This is a genomic window from Ruegeria sp. BHSC037 (assembly GCF_059613045.1).
This window is the reverse complement of sequence record NZ_JBXWRT010000005.1, coordinates 95,515-115,712: the sequence shown is the minus strand read 5'-3', so window position 1 is coordinate 115,712 and position 20,198 is coordinate 95,515. Positions and strand designations below refer to the sequence as shown.

Sequence of the window (20,198 nt, the reverse complement as noted above, 5' to 3'; positions counted from 1 at the left end):
AGTGCTCCTGCAGGGATGGGTGATTCGATGGAACCGAATCATTAGCGCGTAGAAGTGATTCGGCCACCCGTTTACCCGTTTTTCTTTTCCAGTGCTTTATGAAAACACCACCTCAGCGGCGTTTCCGCTCGAACTTGATGCCCGACATGATCGCCTGAAACGCGTCCTTCTCATCGCGATTGATTCGCGCCCCGTTCTCAGCAATGTCGAATACGGCCCTGTCCTCGTTCTGGCTGCGACTTGCGCGGTTTCGCTCTTCGGCGGCTTGCGCCAACCGGAACGTCAATGCCTCGTCCGTTACGTCAGACAGTTCCTCCTCGGCCTCGGCAATCTCGGCATCCAGCCCCCGGAGCGCTTTGATTTTTGCGAGTTCCTCGGCCAGTGTCATCTGTGCCTTTTCGACGTCGCCCGGTTTGTGCACACAGGGGATCACTGCGACATGGCGAAGGCCCAGCAGGTTTTCAAGAGGGCCGGCCCCCAAAGTTTCGACAATGTGGTCCTTTAGGTTGTCCGGGTCGTCGATCGCGTGGCGCAGAACGGCATCGCGCAGAGCGGCCAGTTCGGGGTCGAGGCACTCCATCTCCTCCAGCTGGGCCTCGAACTGGATCACGACCTGAGGGTTCAGGATCGCAATCGCCAGGATCGCCGCTTCACGCAGGCGGATTTCAGCGTTTTCCGTGGACGCCAGAAACGACGATCGCGCGCTTGGCGTCGGCGCCCGCCGCTCGGGCTGCCATTTCCCGCGCGGCTGCCAAGTGCGGGGGCCGGACTGCCGCTGCGGGCGGAAAAGCTGCCAGCGCAGGTCCTTGATCTCCTGCCCGTAATGGGCGCGGATCGACGGGTCGCGGATCAGCTGGATCTTTTCGCGCAGCGCCTTGTCCAGGGCCGCCTTGCGCTCGGGGCTATCGAACACCTTGCCCTCGGTCTCGCGCCGCCACAGAAGCCTGACCATCGGTATGGCCGCGTCCAGTACCGCCTGAACCGCCGCCGGGCCTTCGGCGCGTAGCAGATCGTCGGGGTCCTTGCCCTCGGGCATCAGAGCGAACCGCAGAGACTTGCCGGCCACCAACAACGGCAGCGCCAGGTCGATGGCCCGCATCGCTGCGCGCAGACCGGCCGTGTCGCCATCCAGCGCGATGATCGGCTCGTCGGCGATGCGCCACAGCATGTGCAACTGATGTTCTGTTATCGCGGTGCCCAGCGGCGCGACGGCGGCGCCGAAACCTGCCTCGGACAGGGCGATCACATCCATATAGCCCTCAGCCACGATCAGCGGTTGCCCCTTGCCCGCAGCCTGACGGGCCGGTCCGTGGTTGTAGAGGCTTCGCCCCTTGTCGAACAGCGCGGTTTCGGGCGAATTCAGATATTTGGCGTTATCATTGGGATCCATCGCCCGCCCACCGAACGCGATGCAACGGCCGCGCGGGTCGCGGATCGGGAACATGATGCGGTTGCGGAACGTGTCATAGGGCTTTTTGCCCTTGGTCGACGGTTTAGCCAGACCGGCGCCCAAGATCAGGTCCTCGGCCACGTTCTTACCGCGCAGGTGGTCCCACAACGCCTGCCAGCCGTCGGGCGCAAACCCAATTTCCCAGCGGTCCAACGCCTGAGTGTCCAGACCGCGGCGGTCTAGATAGGCGCGCGCCTCGGCCCCTGCCCCGGTCTTGAGTTGCAGGCGGAAGAACTGCACCGCCTGCTCCATGACATCGGCCAACTGCGCCCGATGGTCCTGCTTTTCCTGCGCTTTGGGGTCGCGCGCGGGCATCGGCAATCCGGCCTCGCGAGCCAGGATTTCGACAGCTTCCATGAACGAGACATTCTCGGTGTCTTTCACGAAGCTGATCGCGTCGCCCTTGGCGTGACACCCGAAGCAGTAATAGAACCCTTTCTGGTCATCCACATGGAACGAGGCCGTCTTTTCGTGATGGAACGGGCATGGCGCCCACATGTCGCCCTTGCCCGGATTGGACTTGCGATTGTCCCACATGACCTTGCGCCCAACGACCTGAGACAGGCTCAGACGGGTGCGCAGCTCATCCAGAAATCCAGGGGGCAATGACATGTGTCATACATGGCAGAAACGGGACCGCCCGCCAAGGGCGCGGCAGGCCTTTGTCCACAGCCAATTGGCGGCCCTGTGGATTATTGCTGCAGGCACAGCTCCATCCAGGCGGCGCCGAGGTCTTTTTTGCGGATATCGCGCATCTTCTGCTCATAAACCCACGGGGTGATCAACGGGATCGCGGCGTTGTAATTCTCGGGCCATGTTGGGCCGGCCTCGGCCACCGCCTGCGGGACGTCCCGTTCCTTCACGCGATCCAGCCGCGCCTTCTGGATCGCGGTCACGACCTCGGCCTGGTATTTGCAGCTTTGTTCCTTGGTTTCAGCGGCAGCCAGCGGCGTGGCCAGCAGGGCGGCGGCAAGTGCGATGCGCAGCATTGGGTCCTCTTGGAATCGTTACCTGTGTTCAGTCTAGCGGCGCGCGGCGACGCCTTCCATGGCCCTTTTCAGATCATGCACCAATGATGCGGCCATCGACCGGAACACCATGATCTGAAAGGCTTTCTCACCGATCCGGGTAATCGAGGCGTTCATGTGAAACAGCAGCGTCCGCGCCGTATGCCCGCGTTTGAAGTGCTGCGGGCGCAGATCGACGGGCACCAAACGGGCTAAAACATCCTCGGCCCCGTCGCCCTCAAGCCGCACCACGGCCCAAGCATCGGACTGGTCGACGACCGCGGCGTGGGCGGACAGCGAAGGGTCCGGTGCGGGGCCGATCAGCATGGCCTGACCCGGGCCGAACCAGATGGCCCGCGCGCCTTCTTTCCCAGTGGCGCGGTTCGGGGCCGGCAGGGCCATGCCATGCGCCGCCTTCATCGCGTCGGACAGTGCTTTGGTCTGCCCTTGAAAGGCCGAAACCGCATGTATCGCGCCCGGGTCGACCTCGGTGACCGAGACCGTTCCAATGGTCAGCGGCAGCAGCCCGTCACACGGGGTTTGAGCAATCAGCTTATCCACGCACACGCTCTCCCTCTGGATCAAAAAACACCGGGTCCGTCACCTCACACAGCGTGGTCACGCCGCGCAGGTGATCGACCATCTTGACGATCTCGCCATGACGGTCGGGGCCATCGGCCAGAAACGCCAGCCCCAGCATGCTGCCCAGCGTTGGCGAATAGCAGACCGAGGTCACATAGCCCTGATCGTTGGTGCGTACCGGCGCGTCCTCTTCGTTGTACAGATGCGCACCTGCCAGCAACTGGCGGCTCTCCCCGATGGGTTTGAGCCCGACCAACCGCTCGCGCCCCGGCGCCTCAAGCCCTGGGCGTTCGGACATGGTCTTGCCGATGCAGTCCTTTTTCTGCGACACCATCCGCCCCATCCCGATGTCATAGGCCGTGGTCCGCCCGTGGATTTCGGCATGGGTGATGAACCCCTTCTCGATCCGCAGGACGTTCAGCGCCTCCATCCCATACAGGCCGCCACCCAGCGCCTCGGCCCGTTGGGTCAGAATGTCGAACAGGCTGGCCCCATACCGCGCAGGCACGGCGATCTCATAGGCGTGTTCGCCCGAGAACGAGATCCTGAACAGACGCCCCGGCACCCCAAGAACCGAAACCGGACCGCAGGCCATGAACGGCCATTCAGCATCATCCAGCGGGGTGTCCAGTACGCCGTTCAGCACCTCGCGCGATTTGGGGCCGGCCACGGCGAATTGCGCCCATTGTTCCGTCACTGAAACCAGCGACACGTCCCAATCGGGCCGCAGACCCTGACGCACGAATTCCAGATGTTTCATCACGTCACCGGCGGCGGCGGTCGTGGTGGTCATCACGAAATGACTGTCACCCAACCGCGCGGTGGTGCCGTCATCCATGACGAACCCATCCTCACGCAGCATCAGCCCATAGCGCACGCGCCCGACCTTCAGCGTCGAAAACGTGTTGGTATAGACGAAATCCAGAAACTGCGCGGCGTCGCGCCCCTGAATGTCGATCTTGCCCAGCGTCGAGACATCGCACACGCCGACCGCCGTGCGCACCATCTGCACCTCGCGGTCGCAGGACTGGCGCCATGTGGTCTCGCCCGGCTGCGGGAAATAACTAGGCCTGTACCATAGCCCGGCCTCGACCATCGGTGCCCCGCGCGCCACCGACGCCTTGTGCGAGGTGGTGAACCGCTGCGGTTTGAAACCCGCCCCCTCGGACCCCGCGCCCAGCGCAGCGATGGCAATCGGCGTGTAAGGCGGGCGAAAGGTGGTGGTTCCGGTTTCGGCAATCCCGCGCCCGGTGGCATCCGCCAGCACGGCCAGCGCCGCGACATTCGAGTTCTTGCCCTGATCGGTGGCCATGCCCTGCGTGGTATAGCGCTTCATGTGCTCGACCGAGCGGAAATTCTCGGTCGCGGCCTGTGTGACATCCTTGACGGTCACGTCGTTCTGGAAATCCAGCCACACGCGCCCCTTGCCCGGTACCGCCCACAGCTGCGCGATTCCATAGGGCTGGTCCTCGGCCTGCGGCGGCTCGGGCTTGGGCGCCTTGAGGCCCAGGTCACCCAGCGCCTCGGTCGCAGCCGAAATGCCTTCGCGCAGACAGGCAGCGGTGGAAAACGCGCCGTTGCAGGCCCCGGCCGTGCGCATCCCGGGCACGGCGCCCGGCGTGGGCACGAAGGCGGCAATGTCACGCCGCCAGGTCGGTCGACCGTTCATGTGGCAGGTCAGGTGGACCGAGGGGTTCCATCCGCCGGTCATCGCCAGACAATCGGTCTGAATGCGCTCTTCTCCGCTGGCGCGGCGCACGGTGATCGACTCCAGCCCCTTGCGCCCTGAACTGCCACAGACCTGCGCCCCGCGCAGCACCGGATAATCGGATGTCACCGGCCCGTCATGGCGGCTGTCGATCACGGCGGCAACGTGGACCCCAGCCGCCAACAGGTCGCGGGCCGTCCGATGGATGTCATCGGTGTTGCCGAAGATCGTGACACTCCGGCCGGCCGCGACGCCCCAGCGGTTCAGATAGGCCCGCACGGCCCCGGCGGTCATGATGCCGGGCCGGTCATTGTTTCGAAACGCCACCGGGCGTTCCAGCGCCCCGGCCGCCAGAACCGAGCGGCGGGCGGCGATCCTCCAATATGTTTCCAGCGGCGCACCGGCAGGACGGTCGCCCGTATGGTGCAAGACCCGTTCGAGCGCGGCAAAGGTGCCCTGGTCGTAGGCACCGGCAATCGTCGTGCGGGTCATCAGCCGCACATTCTCCATCGCCCGCAGCTCGGCCAGAACCTCGTCTACCCAAACGTGACCCGGCTTGCCATCCACCTCGAGCGTCTCGGCCAGCAGACGCCCGCCCATCTGGTTGCTTTCGTCGGCCAGAATGACATCCGCCCCGGCTCGGCCGGCCGTCAAGGCGGCCATCAAACCCGCGGGGCCAGCCCCGATCACTAGCAGATCGCAGAAGGCATAGGCACTTTCATACGTGTCGGCATTGGCCTGCCCGGACAGCGCGCCCAACCCCGCGGCGCGGCGGATCATCGGTTCGTACAGCTTCTCCCAAAAGCTGCGGGGCCACATAAAAGTCTTGTAGTAGAAGCCCGCCCCCAGAAAGGGCGCGGCCAGATCGTTCACCGCCATCACGTCGAAGCTCAGACTGGGCCAGCGGTTCTGGCTGCGCGCCTCGAGGCCCGGATAGATCTCTTGCATCGTGGCCCGCACATTCGGGTCCTGCGCGGCACCTCGGCCGATGGTGACCAGGGCGTTCGGCTCTTCGCTGCCAGCAGTCAGAACGCCGCGCGGGCGATGATACTTGAACGACCGCCCCATCAGGCGCACGCCATTGGCCAGCAGCGCCGAGGCCAGTGTGTCGCCCTCAAAGCCCGAATACCGGATTCCGTCAAAGGAAAACTCAACCGGTGTGCCGCGGTCGATCAGCCCCCTTCCAGCGACCCTCATCGTTTGCCCCCGGACGCAGGCTCGGTCGCCGATATTTCGTGGGTCAGCGTGTTTCGGGTCACGACGATCCATGCGCCGCAGCCGCCCTCGTGATACCACAGATCCCGCGTCTCGCCCGCCGGGTTGTCGCGCAGATAGACAAAATCGTCCCAAGCGTCAGGCCCGGCATCCGGGACGGGCCGGTCCAGGTCGACGGCGGCCCCGCGATAGTAGAACTCGCGGCGGTCGCGCTCGCCGCAATACGGACAGGTGATCCTCATGGCCGCGCCTCCTGGCTTTCACAAGTATTCGAACGAAACATCCCGGCCCGCCCCTAATGCAGATTGTGCTGAGAGCCCTTGCCCTCTTCATCGATGATCCCGCGCCCGGTGCGGAAACGATCCAGCCGGAACCCTGTCGCGTTCTCGTGGTACCGGTCGGTGGCCATGAGGTGGGCAAACACGTTGCCCGAGCCCGGAACCGCCTTGAACCCGCCGTAGTTCCAGCCGCAGTTCAGATACAGCCCGTCGATAGGGGTGCGGTCGATGATCGGCGACCCGTCCGGCGACATGTCCATGATCCCGCCCCAGGACCGCAGCACCCGGGCCTTGCCGATCATCGGCATCAGCGCCATGCCGGCCTCCATCACGCTTTCGACCGTGGGCAGATTGCCCCGCGCCGCGTAGGAGGCATAGAAATCCAGGTCGCCGCCGAACACCAGCCCGCCCTTGTCGGATTGGCTGATGTAGAAATGCCCCATCCCGAAAGTCACGACGTGGTCGATGCAGGGCTTTAGCCCCTCGGTCACAAAGGCCTGAAGCACGTGGCTTTCGATCGGCAAGCGCATCCCGGCCATCGCCGCGACCTGGCTGGACCGGCCCGCAACCACGATCCCCACCTTCTTGGCCCGGATCGCCCCGCGCGTCGTCTGCACCCCGCGCACGGCGCCGTTTTCGATGTCGATGCCCGTGACCTCACAATTCTGGATCAGATCCACCCCGCGCTGGTCCGCCCCGCGGGCATAACCCCAAGCCACGGCATCATGCCGCGCTGTACCGCCGCGCGGATGGTACAGACCGCCATAGATGGGAAAGCGCAGATCGTCATAGTTCAGATACGGCAGCATCTCGCGCAGTGCATCGCGGTCCAGCAGGATGGCATCGTCGCCTTGGCTGATCATCATGTTGCCCCGCCGCGCGGCCGCGTCCCGCTGCCCGTCTGAATGGAACAGGTTGATGATGCCTCGCTGTGAATGCATCACGTTGTAGTTCAGGTCCTCTTCCAACCCCTCCCACAGCTTGAGGGAATGCGAATAGAACTCGGAATTTCCTTGCAGAAAATAGTTGGCGCGAACGATTGTCGTGTTGCGCCCCACATTGCCGCCGCCGATATAGCCCTTTTCCAGCACGGCGACATTTGTCAGCCCGTGCTCTTTCGCCAGATAATACGCGGTGCTGAGACCGTGCCCCCCGCCGCCGATGATGACGATGTCGTATTCGGCTTTGGGCTCGGGATCACGCCAATGCGCCGTCCAACCTTTGTTGCCGCTCAGCCCTTCCTTCAGGACGCGTAAGCCGGAAAAGCGCATTCAGATCTCCCTGCGGGTTTGCTGGCATCAAACCAACTTCCAAAAGGAGTAGCAATCCGGGCTCGGGGCTCCGCATCCGTTTTCGACAAGAACTTGTCAACGCGCGACCAAACCAGTCGCAAACGAATTCGCCCTCAGAACCGCAGACGGAATGCAACACCGACGATCGGAGCGGTATCATAGCCCTGCCGGCTGACCTCTTGCCCCGCTGCATTGTCCAGGCGCAACTCGCCGTCAAACTCGGCACCCGCAAATGCCGACAGCGAAACTCCGGGGTTTGGCGCGTATTCAACCGAAAAAACGACCGGAATGCTGCTGTCCTCGCCCACGCCGCCCGGTGCCAACCCGTTATCGTTCAGCTGAAAGCGGGCCCGCTCGGACCGAACGGCAAGCCCCACGCTGACACTTTCCGAAGCCTTGTATTCCAGCGTTACGCCGGGGCCTTGAGTGGCCCCCAGCGCGCGCCCGGTGCTCAGACGCCAGCGCTCGGCAAAGGTCCAGTCGACAAGTAGCGCGGGAAAGACTTCGAGATCATTCGTTCCAACCTCGGAGAACACGCCAAATGCCGGGCCGATGCGCAGATTGGGGTTCACCGCCCATGAAATGCCGGCGAAGGCACCATAGGTGAAGCCGTCCGAGGCACTGGCGCCGGTCTCGTAATCCCATCTCAACTGGGGCGAGACGATCACCGTAGCCCCGTTGTCCAAAGTGAAGCGCAATGGAACGCTCAGGCGAATGTCGCGGATGTCGTCCCACGGCTGGTTTCCGGGCAACCCGAAATCGTAGGCAAACTGACCGAAACTAGCCAGCAACCCCACAAAGGACCCGTCTCCATAGCTGTAAATGCCGCCTGCCCGCAGGAACGCGCGCGATGCGCTGAAATCACCGCCGCCCTCAAGATCGGCGCTGCCCTGATAGACAACCAACCCTTCCACAGTCGGCGTCCAGCCCTGTCGGGGTTGGGCAATGGCAGCAGTCGCAAGCGCCAAGGTCGCGGACCCAATCGCCGCGGCCCAAGCTACAGAACGGGTCCTTTGCATGAGAACCTCGGTGGCTTCACTGCATGAACTCCAGCGCAGGATGTGCGGCAACCGGACTTTTTGTCAAAGCCCGATTGCCCAGTTTCCGAGACGTCAAAGGCCTTTGGCGCGATAGCTTTTGGCCACGCGGTCGATGGACACGATGTAGGCCGCGGTGCGCAGGTCCTCGACGTCATTGCGATCGTGCCATACTTCACGCATCGCTTGGTAGGCGATGCGCATCGTGTCATCCAGGCCCGAACGCACCAACTCGAGCTCATCCGCACCTTTGAGGTATTTGGCCTTGAAGTCCGGAGACATCGACCATGCATCGCCAAGATAGCGGTCCAGCCGTTCCAGCTCCTTCACGATCAGCTCGTGTCGCGCCTCTTCCTGACGGCGCTGCATCCGGCCGAAACGAATGTGACTCAGGTTCTTGACCCATTCGAAATACGAGACCGTCACACCGCCCGCGTTGGCATACATGTCGGGAATGATCACGGTGCCCTTCTTGCGCAGAACTTCGTCGGCCCCGGCGGTCACCGGACCATTCGCTGCCTCGATGATCAGCGGCGCCTTGATGCGCTCGGCATTGGATAGGTTGATCACGCCCTCCAGCGCCGCCGGGATCAGGATGTCGCACTCCTCTTCCAGCACAGCAGTGCCTTCGGCGGTATGCGTCGCATCCGGGTAGCCCTTCACGCCCCCATGTTTGACGATCCATTGATGCACCGCCTCGACGTCGATCCCCTCGGGGTCATACAGAGCACCGTCGCGCTCGATGATGCCCACGATCAACGATCCGTCCTCTTCGCTGAGGAATTTGGCCGCGTGATAGCCTACGTTGCCCAACCCCTGAACGATGACGCGCTTGCCCTCCAGCGACCCCGACAGGCGCGCCTTCTTGACGTCCTCAGGATGGCGGAAGAATTCGCGCAGCGCATATTGGATGCCACGCCCCGTCGCCTCGACCCGGCCCGAGATGCCGCCCGCATTCAGCGGCTTGCCGGTCACGCAGGCCCTCGCGTTGATATCGGTGGTGTTCATCCGCGCGTATTGGTCGGCGATCCAGGCCATCTCGCGCTCGCCGGTGCCCATGTCGGGGGCCGGAACGTTCTGCGAGGGGTTGATCAGGTCGCGCTTGGCCAGTTCATAGGCGAAACGGCGGGTGATCTGCTCCAGTTCATGCTCTTCATATTTGCGCGGGTCGATGCGCAAACCGCCCTTGGACCCGCCGAAAGGCGCCTCGACCAGGGCACACTTGTAGGTCATCAGCGCGGCAAGCGCCTCGACCTCGTCCTGGTTCACGGCCATGGCATAGCGGATACCACCCTTTACCGGCTCCATGTGTTCGGAATGAACCGAGCGATATCCGGTGAAGGTATGGATCTGCCCTCGCAACCGAACCCCGAAACGGACGGTGTAGGTGGCGTTGCACACCCGGATCTTCTCCTCCAGCCCCGGCGGAAGATCCATCAGGGCGGCCGCCCTGTTGAACATCAGATCCACGCTTTCCCGAAAGCTGGGTTCCTTGATGGTCGTCATAAAATCCTCCATGACGGTAGACGACGAAGCAATGGCGTTTTGTCGCACCCTTGGCAGGTGGCTGCAATCACGATCTGCACTTTTTTTCATCAGCTTGTGAACGGCAGGTTTGCGCGCGCAGACCCGAGTCGCCGCAGGTTAACCATTTGGTCAAATTGTCAACTTACCGGAAACAAAGCCCCGCCACCACCCGGAATGCGGACGATTCTCATTCAAAAAGAGCGCTCTAGGGGCAAATCCGCCCAATTCTCGCCACGTTCTGTGGGTAATTTTCAAAACTTGCGAACTACTGGCTCACGTCTGCTCGGCCGGCAAAAGGATTTCGTTATGCGCAATTTTGAATGGACGCCCAAGCAACTGTTGGGGCACCTGCAACGGCGTTATCAAGACTGCCGCGAAGGTGAAACTTTCCTGTCGTCTGAACGCGGCACAATGACGGTGTTTGCGTTGATGATGATGCTAATCATCTTCACGGTTGCCGGTTTCGCGGTAGACGTCATGCGGTTCGACCGCGAGCGCGCCAAACTGCAATACGCCTTGGATCGTGCGGTTCTGGCCGCGGCCGATCTGGACCAGGACCTGTGCCCCAAGGATGTGGTGATCGACTACCTCAAGAAAGAAGGGTTGGATCAGTACCTTGTGGGCGACCCAATCGTGACCCCCAATGTCTGCGGCGCGACGGCCGTGACCATCGAAGGCTATCGCAGGGTCGAGGCGCAAGCCCAGATGGACATCGAGATGCACTTCATGAAGTGGTGGGATGTCGACACGATCACCAGTGCCGCCACCAGCGTGGCCGAAGAAGCCATCGATGACGTCGAGATTTCGCTGGTGCTGGACGTGTCCGGCTCGATGAACAGCTACAACCGCCTGACGAACCTCAAGAAAGCTGCCAAGAAATTCGTGCAGGAGATGGCGGACAAGACCGAAGACGGGAAACTGTCCATCTCGATCGTTCCTTACGCGACGCAAGTGTCGCTGCCGGACTATCTGATGAACGAGTTGAACGTCAGCGGCTCGAACCAGCGAGCCAACTGCATCAATTTCGAAGCCGACGCATTCAACACCACGACCTTCGATCTGGGTGCGACCCACCCCAGAACGCTGCATTTCACGCCGTGGAACACCTATGACCGCCGCCCGTCAAACAGATTTGTCTACAACGAGGTCTGCGACGAGCTGGCCAACCGCGAGGTTTCGATCCTGCAAAAAGATCCTGAGGTGCTGAAGGCGCATATCGAAAGCTTTACGGCGGGCGGCAACACCTCGATCGATCTTGGCCTGAAATGGGGCCTGACCCTGCTGGACGAAAGCTTCCAGCCTGCAATCGCGAACTTGGCCGGCAACCAGATCCCCGCAGAATTCGCCACGCGGCCCAACACCTACTCCAGCAACGACTCGATGAAGGTGCTGGTTCTGATGACCGACGGCGCGAACACCACGCAGTACATGGTCAACGACCCCTATCGCTCGGGTCCCTCGATCCTGTGGTGGAACGCCAAGAAATCGGTCTATTCCACCTATGATCACGAATCCGACAAGTACTTCTGGCATGACGTCCCCTATACCGAATGGGACAGCAAGAAAGGGTGGTACTGGGGGCGCGAGATCTGGCAGGACGATCCGTACGGCAACGACGAGTACACCGTCTATCGCTGCACATACCGCTCCAACGGCGTCTGCTATCAGTTCGACTACAGCCGCAGCCGGACACGCACCGTAACGGACAACAACGGCGACCCGGCGACGTCGGTCAACCTGGACTGGACCCAGGTCTGGGAGCGGACGACCCGACGGGCCATCTATGACCTGTTCCGTGAGTCGCTGGGAAGTTCAAAGGCATCCAACTGGTATTACAATGCCGTGTCTTCAGTCGGCTCCAGCCAAAAGGACCCCCGGTCGCGCGCCATGTGTGCTGCTGCGAGAGCCAAGGGCATCGTGATCTTCACGGTCGCGTTCGAAGCACCCAATGCGGGCAAGTCACTGCTGAAGGACTGCAAAAGCGACGACGGTGCCTATTACGAGGCCACCGGTGACGAAATCATCGATGTTTTTGCATCGATCGGCTCGACGATCCGCAATCTGAGGCTGACGCAATGATCCGGAAACTCCTGAGCAAACTCCGCTTGTTTCGCCGCAACGAGGGCGGCATGGCGACGATCGAGTTCATCTTCTGGTTCCCGATCTTCGTGGGGACGACCTATTCCGCGGTCGAAGTTGGGATCGGCGCCTTCAACCACGCCAACCTGGAACGGGCTTTGGATGAGACCATCCGAGACGTGCGGCTGAACAACCTTTCAAAATACACCACGAACGTTCAGCAGGGGTGGACGCATGATCTGCTCAAGGAAATCGTGTGCGACAAGGCGGCGTTCATTCCCGACTGCGACGCGAACCTTGCGCTGGAGCTGACGCGCGTGGATCCCTATTCAGGCCACACACTGAGTACAAGGCCGTACTGCGCGGATACCCCTGCCACGATTCAGCAGAACCCGGTTTTCAACCCCGGTGGTTCGGACGAGTTGATGATCGTGCGCGCCTGTGTCGAGGTGAATCCGCTGTGGGCGGGATCTATCCTTGGGTGGATGACCAGCCAAACCGACAACGGGCAGTACGAACTGCATGCTACCACGGTGTTTGTCTATGAACCTACCTGATCGCTCAAACGCCTCTCGCAAGACGGGCTTCGTCAAACGCTTCTTCCGGAAGGAAAGCGGTGTCATCAGCATCGAAGCGGTCATGGTATACCCGCTTCTGTTCTTCGGTATGTGCGCTTCGTTCACATTTTTCGACGGCTACAAGCAAAGCTCGCGGAACCTCAAGGCGAGCTATGCCGTCGCCGACGTTCTGTCCCGCGAGCGCAATACCGTGAACGCGGATTACATCGACACAATGTACGAACTGCTGCAGCAGATGATGTCGGACCGCTCGGACGTGTCGATGCGCATCTCGTTCCTGCGCTTTGATCAGCCCGACGATAAACACTATGTCCTGTGGTCCTGCGAGCGTGGCGAGTATTTCGACAGACTGACCGATACCACGGTTTCCAGCATTGAAAACAAGCTACCGATCATGCCGGACAACGGCAAGATGATCGTGGTCGAGGTGCGCGACTGGTATCGCCGCCCATTCCGCATCGGATATGGCGAAAACGAGTTCGCGATGGAGAACTTCGTGTTCACCCATCCGCGGGTCTACGACAACATCAACGCCGATCCGAACTGCTGATCACGTGTCGCGTTCGGCCAGCAGCGCCGACAGCATCTCAGACATGAACTTGGTCTCGGCGGCGGCCGTCATGCCGCCGACACCAACGCGTCGCCCGATGCGCCACCACAGGCCGGGCGCCCAGGCGCGCTCGGCCCTGCTTTTGGTCGTGACCAGAAAACCGTTTGACGGTTTGAACGCAAATACCCCGCGGTCCACGCCTTCGATATCCGCCACATCCAGGATCCGGATGCCGCTGCCCGTGCGCAGCTGCGTGCGCGTCAACTCGAGCCGGTCGGCGGTCGCGTGCCAAACTCGACGCGCCAACCACAGGGCCGTGCCGCCGACGGCGAACAGAAAAACCTGCCACAGCGGCGCGGGCGGTCTGGCCAAGGCGACATAGATCACCAGCGCCCCAACCGACAGCAGCATCGCCACCCCCATCCACCGACGTGCCGCCGAGGCCTGCACCGTCGCCAGAATCTCGTCCTGCATCCAAACCTCCATTCGTTTCGTACCCCGTAGCCGAAATTCCGCGACAACAACAGACCATTGACGGATTTGTTGAAACACGCACAGGCGCGGTGAGTTTTCGTTGAATTGACCGCAGCGCGTCGCCGCCCATATTCACAATCACAACCGCAGGAGGCCCTATGTCCCTTAGACCCACCCTCGAAACCCGCAAAGCCGTTCCGACTCTTGAAGGCGCCGGCGTTAAGCTGCACCGCGCATTTGGTTTTCAGGATCCGTCCGAGCTGGATCCGTTCCTGCTGTTCGATGATTTCCGGAACGAGGTCCCTCGGGACTATCTGGCTGGGTTTCCCTGGCACCCCCATCGCGGAATCGAGACGATCACCTATGTGCTGTCCGGTACGGTCGAACACAAGGATTCGCTGGGCAACAGCGGGACCCTCGGCGCTGGCGACGTGCAGTGGATGACCGCCGGATCGGGAATCCTGCATCAAGAGATGCCCAAGGGGAACGCGTCAGGTCAGATGCATGGGTTTCAGTTGTGGGGCAACCTGCCCTCGGCCCAGAAAATGACTGCGCCCCGGTATCAGGACGTTCAAGGCAAGGACATTCCCGAAATCGTAGATGACGACGGCACCCGGGTTCGGGTCATCGTCGGCACGTTCTGGGGAAAGACCGGCCCGGTGGACGGAATCGCGGCCGACCCGCAATACCTTGATATCTCGGTTCCCGCCGGTGTCCGAAAGACCTTCAAAATCGACACCTACCGTCGCGCCTTTGCCTATGTGTTCGAAGGGCAGGCCGCCTTTGCGGATGCCTCCAAGCCCAGAGGGGTCCTGTTGGAGAAAGAAGTCGCCGGGCAGGAAGTGAACATCCGGGACATGTCCGGAAACCGAACCCTTGTGCGCTTTGGAACGGGTGACGAAGTAACCGTCCAGGCGGGACCGGACGGGGTACGGTTCCTACTGATTTCAGGGGCTCCGATCAACGAGCCCGTGGCCTGGCACGGACCGATCGTCATGAACACCCGCGCCGAGCTTGAACAGGCCTTTCGCGAGTTGCGAAACGGCACCTTCATCCGACCTGCCCATTGACGGCCCGGGCGGAGAGACGGGTCAGGCGGACACGGCCTTGCGCACCATGTCCCAATAGATCTGTTCGACCTGATCCAGCGACAGGCGCCCGCCGGCCCGATACCAGGTCATGACGCCGTTCAGCATCGCAATCACCGCAAGCGTGGCAATCTTGGCATCCTGAAGCGCGAACACCCCCTCGGCCTGTCCGGCGACCAGGATTCCCTGCAGCGCGTCCTCGTAATCGCGCCGCAGGGCTTCGATCTCGGCAAAGTTCTCGGGGGTGAGGTTGCGCAGCTCCATGTAGGCGATGAAAACCTCTTCGGGCCGCTGCATGTGGAACCGGATGTGGAACCCGACGAACTGACGCAGCGCATCAAGCGCGCAATCCTGCGGCGGCAAACCCTTCTGGGCGGCCAGCAACTCCTCCATGTGGTCGCGCATCAACCGGTACAGAAGGCTTTGCTTGTCGGGCGTATAATTGTACAGCGCCCCGGCCTGCACGCCGACCTCGGCCGCGATTTGCCGCATGGAAACAGCGGCATAGCCATATCGCGCGAACAGATGCAACGCCGCTTTGCGTATGCGCGGGCCTGTGATATCCGAGTGAGAACCTTGTGTGCGTGCCATGATCGGCAGTTTATATGAACACACGTTCAAATAGAACCCCGCTTGATCCCGGGCTTCGGAAGGTGCATCACGACAGGGTACGCAACTCTACGGGATCCGCGATGAAGCCGCTGCCTGTCCTTTTTCTTGTGGCACTGTCCGCCGGATGCACGGACTTCCCCGAGCTCCGAGGCCGCGAGGCAGCAACCGTCGTGGATGCCCCCTACCCCAAACTGATCCCGCTGGACGAGGCCTTGGGGCCACCGGTTGACGTGGCCAGCGAGGCCGCTGATCTGAGAAAGGATCTGACCGAGCGCAAGAAGTCCCTGCGCAAGCGCGCCAACCGGTTGCAGAACACTCCGATCGACTAAAGGAAGACCGGCCATCGACCGGTGCAGACGGTTGCTGGGACGCTGACCGATTGCACCGCCGGTCCGAACCCGCTAAGGCAGCGAAGAACGGGCGGAATGCCCCGAACAGCCGAAACCCGAGCAGAAAGGAACCCACGGAATGACACAGGCGCTGCGGCTTGGAATTGCTGGCTTGGGAACCGTGGGTGTGGGCGTGGTCAAGATCATCCGGCGCCACGCCGATCTGCTGCAGTCCCGCACCGGCCGACCCATCGAGATCGTGGCCGTTTCAGCGCGTGATTCCACCAAGGACCGCGGCGTCAACCTGTCGGGCTACGCTTGGGAGACCGACCCGGTCGCCTTGGCCCGGCGTGACGACATCGACGTGTTCGTCGAGCTGATGGGCGGTGAGAACGGGCCAGCCAAGGCCTCGGTCGAGGCGGCCCTGACCACCGGAAAGGATGTCGTGACGGCAAACAAGGCGCTTCTGGCGATCCACGGTCAGGCGCTGGCTGAAATGGCCGAGGCCGCGGGCCGCGTGATCCGGTTCGAGGCGGCCGTCGCGGGCGGCATCCCGGTCATCAAATCGCTGACCGAAGGTCTGGCCGGGAACGAGATTACCCGCGTGATGGGCGTAATGAACGGCACCTGCAACTATATTCTGACCCGCATGCAGTCGCAGGGTCTGGGCTACAACGCCCTGTTTGAGGAATGCGCGCAGCTGGGCTACCTCGAGGCCGATCCGAACCTGGACGTAGGCGGCATCGACGCGGCGCACAAGCTGGCGCTGCTGGCGTCGATCGCCTTCGGCACGAAACCCAATTTCGACGGGATCGAGATCGAGGGGATTCAACACATCAGCCTGGACGACATCCACCAGGCAGACGACATGGGCTACCGCATCAAGTTGCTGGGCGTGGCGCAACGCACACCGCGCGGGCTGGAACAGCGGATGCAGCCTTGCCTGGTGCCCAGCGACTCGCCGCTGGGACAGTTGGAAGGCGGCACCAACATGGTGGTGATCGAGGGCGACGCGGTGGAACAGGTCGTTCTGCGCGGCCCCGGCGCGGGCGAAGGCCCCACGGCCAGCGCAGTCATGGGCGATGTCTGCGACCTGGCGCGCGGGCTGCGCATCGCGACCTTCGGGCGTCCGGCCACCACTCTGGTCGATGCCAAACCCGCCATCACCGGCCTGCCCGCCCCGTATTACCTGCGACTGGCCCTGCTTGACAAACCAGGTGCGCTGGCAAAGGTGGCAGCCATTCTGGGCAATGCCGGAGTCTCGATCGACCGGATGCGCCAATACGCCCATGCCGAGGACACCGCCCCGGTTTTGATCGTCACCCACAAGACCACCCGCGCCACCCTGGACATCGCGCTGGAGGAACTGCGCAAGACTGACGTGGTTTCCGGTGAACCGGTCGCGCTGCGCATTGAGCAGGTCTGAACCCTTGCGGCCTGCGCCACGGGCAGGCTATGCCAGTCAACAACGTCCAAGATTGCCAAAGGATACCCACGCATGAGCGCTGCCAAGATCGATTTCAATGACCGCATGTTGTCCCTCGGCCTGGCCCGGGTCGCCGAACAGGCCGCCCTGGCCTCGGCCTCGTTGGTCGGGCGCGGTGACGAGAAGGCAGCCGACCAGGCCGCCGTCAACGCCATGCGCGAACAGCTGAACTTGCTGGACATCGCCGGCGTGGTCGTCATTGGCGAGGGCGAGCGCGACGAGGCGCCGATGCTGTATATCGGCGAAGAGGTCGGCACCGGCAACGGCCCCGGCGTGGACATCGCGCTGGACCCGCTGGAAGGCACTACCCTGACCGCCAAGGACATGCCCAACGCGCTGACCGTCATCGCCATGGGGCCGCGCGGGTCGATGCTGCACGCGCCCGACGTGTACATGGACAAGCTGGCCGTGGGCCCGGGCTATCCGGAAAAGGTTGTGTCGCTTGACATGAGCCCGCGCGAGCGGGTCGAGGCCCTGGCCAAGGCCAAGGGCTGCGAGCCCAGCGACATCACCGTCTGCATTTTGGAACGTCCCCGGCACGAGGCGATGATCGCCGAAGTGCGTGAAACTGGCGCGTCGATCCGGCTGATCACCGATGGGGACGTGGCCGGTGTGATGCACTGCGCCGAGGCAGAGGAAACCGGGATCGACATGTATATGGGCCAAGGCGGCGCCCCCGAGGGCGTGCTGGCGGCCGCGGCGCTGAAATGCATGGGCGGCCAGATCTTCGGCCGGCTGCTGTTCCGGAACGATGACGAACGCGGCCGCGCCGCCAAGGCAGGCATCACCGATCTGGACCGCGTCTATTCGCGCGACGAAATGGTGACGGCCGACGTGATCTTTGCCGCAACCGGCGTGACCGGCGGGTCGCTGCTGCCGCGCATCAAGCGCCAGCCGGGCTGGGTGGAAACCACCACGCTGCTGATGCGGTCGAAAACCGGCTCGGTCCGGCGCATGACCTACCGTACGCCGATCTGGCCGCACCTGAACGGGTGATTGCCCGACCGGCAACGTCAAAACCAACTCACAGGCCGTGCCCGCCCGGGCTCGGCCTTGCCCGTCAGGAGGGATAGGTTGAGCTTTCTGGGTGTCGAGCAATCTCTGACCGGCCGCAGGTGGGTTGGCCCACTGCCCGAGATGGACCGCGCCGCCGAAATGCTGGCACAGCAGACCGACCTGCCCCGCCCGCTGTGCCAGGTGCTGGCCCGCCGCGGCGTGGCCCCAGCCGAGGCCGAGAGCTTTCTGGCGCCCAAGCTGCGCGACCTGCTGCCCGACCCGCGCGAGCTGAAGGACATGGAAACCGCCGCCGCCCGTTTCCTGCAAGCCGTGCGGCACAAACAGCGCATCGCGATCTTTGCCGATTACGACGTGGACGGTGGCAGTTCGGCCGCCCTGCTGATCGTGTGGCTGCGTCAGATGGGGCTGAACGCCACGCTGTACGTTCCCGACCGGATCGACGAGGGCTATGGCCCGAACGCACCCGCGATGGCCCAGCTGGCCGCGACGCATGACCTGATCATCTGCGTCGATTGCGGGACGCTCAGCCATGATGCCATCGCGGCGGCCCAAGGGGCGGACGTGATCGTCCTGGACCACCACCTGGGCGGAGAGACCCTGCCCGACTGCGTGGCCGTCGTGAACCCGAACCGCCAGGACGAAAGCGGAGACCTCGCCTATCTGTGCGCCGCCGCCGTCGTGTTCCTGATGCTGGTTGAGGCCGGCCGGCAGCTGCGCGCGGCGGGCGCCAAGGGCCCTGACCTGATGGCGATGCTGGATCTCGTGGCTCTGGCCACGGTTGCCGATGTTGCGCCTCTGGTCGGGATCAACCGCGCGTTGGTACAGCAGGGGCTGAAGGTCATGGCGCAGCGCCTGCGGCCCGGCCTTGTGGCTCTGTCCGACGTGGCGCGCATGGATACCGCGCCCAACAGCTATCACCTGGGGTTCCTGCTGGGGCCACGGGTCAACGCCGGGGGGCGCATCGGTCAAGCCGATCTGGGCGCGCGCTTGCTGAGCACCGACTCTACCGTCGAAGCAGAAGCCTTGGCCAAGCGGTTGGACGCCTTGAATACCGAACGGCGCGACATCGAAAACGCCGTGCGCGCCGCCGCGCTAGCCCAGGCCGAAAATCGTGGGCTGGACGCACCGCTGGTCTGGGCGGCGGGCGACGGTTGGCATCCGGGCGTCGTGGGCATCGTGGCCTCGCGCCTGAAAGAGACGGCCAACCGCCCGGCGATCGTGATCGGCTTTGACGGCGACGAGGGCAAAGGGTCGGGCCGCTCGGTTTCGGGTGTCGATCTGGGGGCCGCGATTCACCGGCTGGCGTCCGAAGGGCTGCTGGTCAAGGGAGGCGGGCACAAGATGGCCGCAGGTCTGACCGTGATGCGCGATCAGCTGGAACCCGCCATGGTGCGCCTGAGCGAGTTGCTGGCCAAACAGGGGGCGGGCGAAGGCGGCCCCGCCGACCTGAAACTTGACGGTGTTCTGATGCCTGGCGCCGCCACGGTGGCATTGATCGAGCAGATTGAGCAGGCGGGTCCGTTCGGGGCCGGCGCGCCTGCCCCGCGCTTTGCCCTGCCAGACCTGCAGGTGCGCTTTGCCAAACGCGTGGGCGAGACCCATCTGAAGTTGTCCCTGTCCGACGGTATGGGCGCAGGGATCGACGCCATCGCCTTTGGCGCCTTTGATGGCCCGATGGGCGATCGGCTGTCAAATCACGGCGGTGCCCGGTTCCATTTCGCAGGCCGGCTCGAGATCAATACCTGGGGCGGACGGCAGAGCGTTCAGCTGCGCCTGGAAGACGCGGCCGAGGCGAAATGACCCCTTTCGAGCCTGCCGGAACCGGGGCGCAAAAAAGTTTCACATGGCTGCATTTTTCGTCTTGCGGGGGCGGAACGTAATCCGTAAAA

At 63.0% G+C, this 20,198-nt stretch carries 18 protein-coding genes; 8 read left to right on the top strand and 10 right to left on the bottom strand.

Annotated features, from left to right (window positions below; all coding sequences use genetic code 11):
- Positions 1-112: 112 nt before the first annotated feature.
- The 8 genes from dnaG to AC2FMN_RS06565 form a co-directional block, all read right to left on the bottom strand.
- Entirely contained in the window at positions 113-2,062 is a 1,950-nt protein-coding gene (gene dnaG, locus AC2FMN_RS06600; protein ID WP_496687051.1) for a DNA primase, read from the bottom strand.
- Between the two features lie 80 nt (positions 2,063-2,142).
- Positions 2,143-2,439: a hypothetical protein gene (locus tag AC2FMN_RS06595; RefSeq protein ID WP_496679573.1), complete on the bottom strand. Its 297-nt coding sequence runs from the start codon at positions 2,437-2,439 to the stop codon at positions 2,143-2,145.
- A 33-nt stretch (positions 2,440-2,472) separates the two neighbouring features.
- Complete coding sequence (locus AC2FMN_RS06590) at positions 2,473-3,018, bottom strand: sarcosine oxidase subunit gamma (protein WP_496687050.1); 546 nt, start codon at positions 3,016-3,018, stop codon at positions 2,473-2,475.
- Positions 3,011-5,944 carry a sarcosine oxidase subunit alpha family protein gene (locus AC2FMN_RS06585; RefSeq protein ID WP_496687048.1) on the bottom strand — a complete coding sequence of 978 codons (2,934 nt, stop codon included), beginning with the start codon at positions 5,942-5,944 and terminating at the stop codon, positions 3,011-3,013. Before AC2FMN_RS06585 ends, AC2FMN_RS06590 begins: the two co-directional genes overlap by 8 nt.
- Entirely contained in the window at positions 5,941-6,204 is a 264-nt protein-coding gene (locus tag AC2FMN_RS06580) for a sarcosine oxidase subunit delta (protein ID WP_496687046.1), read from the bottom strand. The genes AC2FMN_RS06585 and AC2FMN_RS06580 overlap by 4 nt, the downstream gene beginning before the upstream one ends.
- 53 nt (positions 6,205-6,257) lie before the next feature.
- Entirely contained in the window at positions 6,258-7,511 is a 1,254-nt protein-coding gene (locus AC2FMN_RS06575; protein WP_496687044.1) for a sarcosine oxidase subunit beta family protein, read from the bottom strand.
- A gap of 134 nt (positions 7,512-7,645) precedes the next feature.
- Complete coding sequence (locus AC2FMN_RS06570) at positions 7,646-8,446, bottom strand: hypothetical protein (RefSeq protein ID WP_496687043.1); 801 nt, start codon at positions 8,444-8,446, stop codon at positions 7,646-7,648.
- A 198-nt stretch (positions 8,447-8,644) separates the two neighbouring features.
- On the bottom strand, positions 8,645-10,075 hold the full coding sequence (locus AC2FMN_RS06565) for a Glu/Leu/Phe/Val family dehydrogenase (RefSeq protein WP_496679563.1): 1,431 nt from the start codon (positions 10,073-10,075) through the stop codon (positions 8,645-8,647).
- Positions 10,076-10,402: 327 nt separating this feature from the next.
- Between AC2FMN_RS06565 and AC2FMN_RS06560 the strand changes: the two genes are divergently transcribed.
- From AC2FMN_RS06560 to AC2FMN_RS06550, 3 genes are all read left to right on the top strand, one after another.
- Positions 10,403-12,175, top strand: a complete 1,773-nt coding sequence (locus AC2FMN_RS06560) for a pilus assembly protein TadG-related protein (protein ID WP_496687041.1) — start codon at positions 10,403-10,405, stop codon at positions 12,173-12,175.
- Positions 12,172-12,732 (top strand): TadE/TadG family type IV pilus assembly protein, encoded by a 561-nt coding sequence (locus AC2FMN_RS06555; protein ID WP_496687040.1) that lies wholly within the window; start codon positions 12,172-12,174, stop codon positions 12,730-12,732. Before AC2FMN_RS06560 ends, AC2FMN_RS06555 begins: the two co-directional genes overlap by 4 nt.
- Positions 12,733-12,814: 82 nt before the next feature.
- Positions 12,815-13,303 carry a hypothetical protein gene (locus AC2FMN_RS06550; protein ID WP_496687038.1) on the top strand — a complete coding sequence of 163 codons (489 nt, stop codon included), beginning with the start codon at positions 12,815-12,817 and terminating at the stop codon, positions 13,301-13,303.
- Here the strand turns inward: AC2FMN_RS06550 and AC2FMN_RS06545 are convergent, their stop codons facing one another.
- Entirely contained in the window at positions 13,304-13,777 is a 474-nt protein-coding gene (locus AC2FMN_RS06545) for a hypothetical protein (protein ID WP_496687036.1), read from the bottom strand. It lies immediately after the preceding gene.
- A gap of 158 nt (positions 13,778-13,935) precedes the next feature.
- On the opposite strand from AC2FMN_RS06545, the gene AC2FMN_RS06540 reads away from it, so the two are divergent.
- Complete coding sequence (locus AC2FMN_RS06540; RefSeq protein WP_496687035.1) at positions 13,936-14,847, top strand: pirin family protein; 912 nt, start codon at positions 13,936-13,938, stop codon at positions 14,845-14,847.
- Positions 14,848-14,868: 21 nt separating this feature from the next.
- Here the strand turns inward: AC2FMN_RS06540 and AC2FMN_RS06535 are convergent, their stop codons facing one another.
- Positions 14,869-15,456 carry a TetR-type transcription factor C-terminal domain-containing protein gene (locus tag AC2FMN_RS06535; protein WP_490360811.1) on the bottom strand — a complete coding sequence of 196 codons (588 nt, stop codon included), beginning with the start codon at positions 15,454-15,456 and terminating at the stop codon, positions 14,869-14,871.
- A 101-nt stretch (positions 15,457-15,557) separates the two neighbouring features.
- On the opposite strand from AC2FMN_RS06535, the gene AC2FMN_RS06530 reads away from it, so the two are divergent.
- From AC2FMN_RS06530 to recJ, 4 genes are all read left to right on the top strand, one after another.
- Entirely contained in the window at positions 15,558-15,806 is a 249-nt protein-coding gene (locus tag AC2FMN_RS06530; RefSeq protein ID WP_496679548.1) for a hypothetical protein, read from the top strand.
- 139 nt (positions 15,807-15,945) lie between these two features.
- A complete protein-coding gene (locus AC2FMN_RS06525; RefSeq protein WP_496679546.1) occupies positions 15,946-17,232 on the top strand; it encodes a homoserine dehydrogenase in 1,287 nt (428 codons plus the stop codon).
- A 72-nt stretch (positions 17,233-17,304) separates the two neighbouring features.
- Positions 17,305-18,288 (top strand): class II fructose-bisphosphatase, encoded by a 984-nt coding sequence (glpX, locus tag AC2FMN_RS06520; RefSeq protein WP_496679544.1) that lies wholly within the window; start codon positions 17,305-17,307, stop codon positions 18,286-18,288.
- 78 nt (positions 18,289-18,366) lie between these two features.
- A complete protein-coding gene (gene recJ, locus AC2FMN_RS06515) occupies positions 18,367-20,109 on the top strand; it encodes a single-stranded-DNA-specific exonuclease RecJ (protein ID WP_496687033.1) in 1,743 nt (580 codons plus the stop codon).
- The last annotated feature ends 89 nt before the right edge of the window (positions 20,110-20,198 follow it).

What these genes read in the sequence shown, in the direction of transcription:
- AC2FMN_RS06530 (WP_496679548.1), top strand. Translation starts at nt 15,558, where the DNA reads ATGAAGCCGCTGCCTGTCCTTTTTCTTGTGGCACTGTCCGCCGGATGC.
- AC2FMN_RS06585 (WP_496687048.1), bottom strand. Translation starts at nt 5,944, where the DNA reads ATGAGGGTCGCTGGAAGGGGGCTGATCGACCGCGGCACACCGGTTGAG.
- AC2FMN_RS06580 (WP_496687046.1), bottom strand. Translation starts at nt 6,204, where the DNA reads ATGAGGATCACCTGTCCGTATTGCGGCGAGCGCGACCGCCGCGAGTTC.
- dnaG (WP_496687051.1), bottom strand. Translation starts at nt 2,062, where the DNA reads ATGTCATTGCCCCCTGGATTTCTGGATGAGCTGCGCACCCGTCTGAGC.
- AC2FMN_RS06560 (WP_496687041.1), top strand. Translation starts at nt 10,403, where the DNA reads ATGCGCAATTTTGAATGGACGCCCAAGCAACTGTTGGGGCACCTGCAA.
- glpX (WP_496679544.1), top strand. Translation starts at nt 17,305, where the DNA reads ATGAGCGCTGCCAAGATCGATTTCAATGACCGCATGTTGTCCCTCGGC.
- AC2FMN_RS06535 (WP_490360811.1), bottom strand. Translation starts at nt 15,456, where the DNA reads ATGGCACGCACACAAGGTTCTCACTCGGATATCACAGGCCCGCGCATA.
- AC2FMN_RS06550 (WP_496687038.1), top strand. Translation starts at nt 12,815, where the DNA reads ATGGTATACCCGCTTCTGTTCTTCGGTATGTGCGCTTCGTTCACATTT.
- AC2FMN_RS06525 (WP_496679546.1), top strand. Translation starts at nt 15,946, where the DNA reads ATGACACAGGCGCTGCGGCTTGGAATTGCTGGCTTGGGAACCGTGGGT.
- AC2FMN_RS06575 (WP_496687044.1), bottom strand. Translation starts at nt 7,511, where the DNA reads ATGCGCTTTTCCGGCTTACGCGTCCTGAAGGAAGGGCTGAGCGGCAAC.
- AC2FMN_RS06545 (WP_496687036.1), bottom strand. Translation starts at nt 13,777, where the DNA reads ATGCAGGACGAGATTCTGGCGACGGTGCAGGCCTCGGCGGCACGTCGG.
- AC2FMN_RS06595 (WP_496679573.1), bottom strand. Translation starts at nt 2,439, where the DNA reads ATGCTGCGCATCGCACTTGCCGCCGCCCTGCTGGCCACGCCGCTGGCT.
- AC2FMN_RS06555 (WP_496687040.1), top strand. Translation starts at nt 12,172, where the DNA reads ATGATCCGGAAACTCCTGAGCAAACTCCGCTTGTTTCGCCGCAACGAG.
- AC2FMN_RS06540 (WP_496687035.1), top strand. Translation starts at nt 13,936, where the DNA reads ATGTCCCTTAGACCCACCCTCGAAACCCGCAAAGCCGTTCCGACTCTT.
- AC2FMN_RS06565 (WP_496679563.1), bottom strand. Translation starts at nt 10,075, where the DNA reads ATGACGACCATCAAGGAACCCAGCTTTCGGGAAAGCGTGGATCTGATG.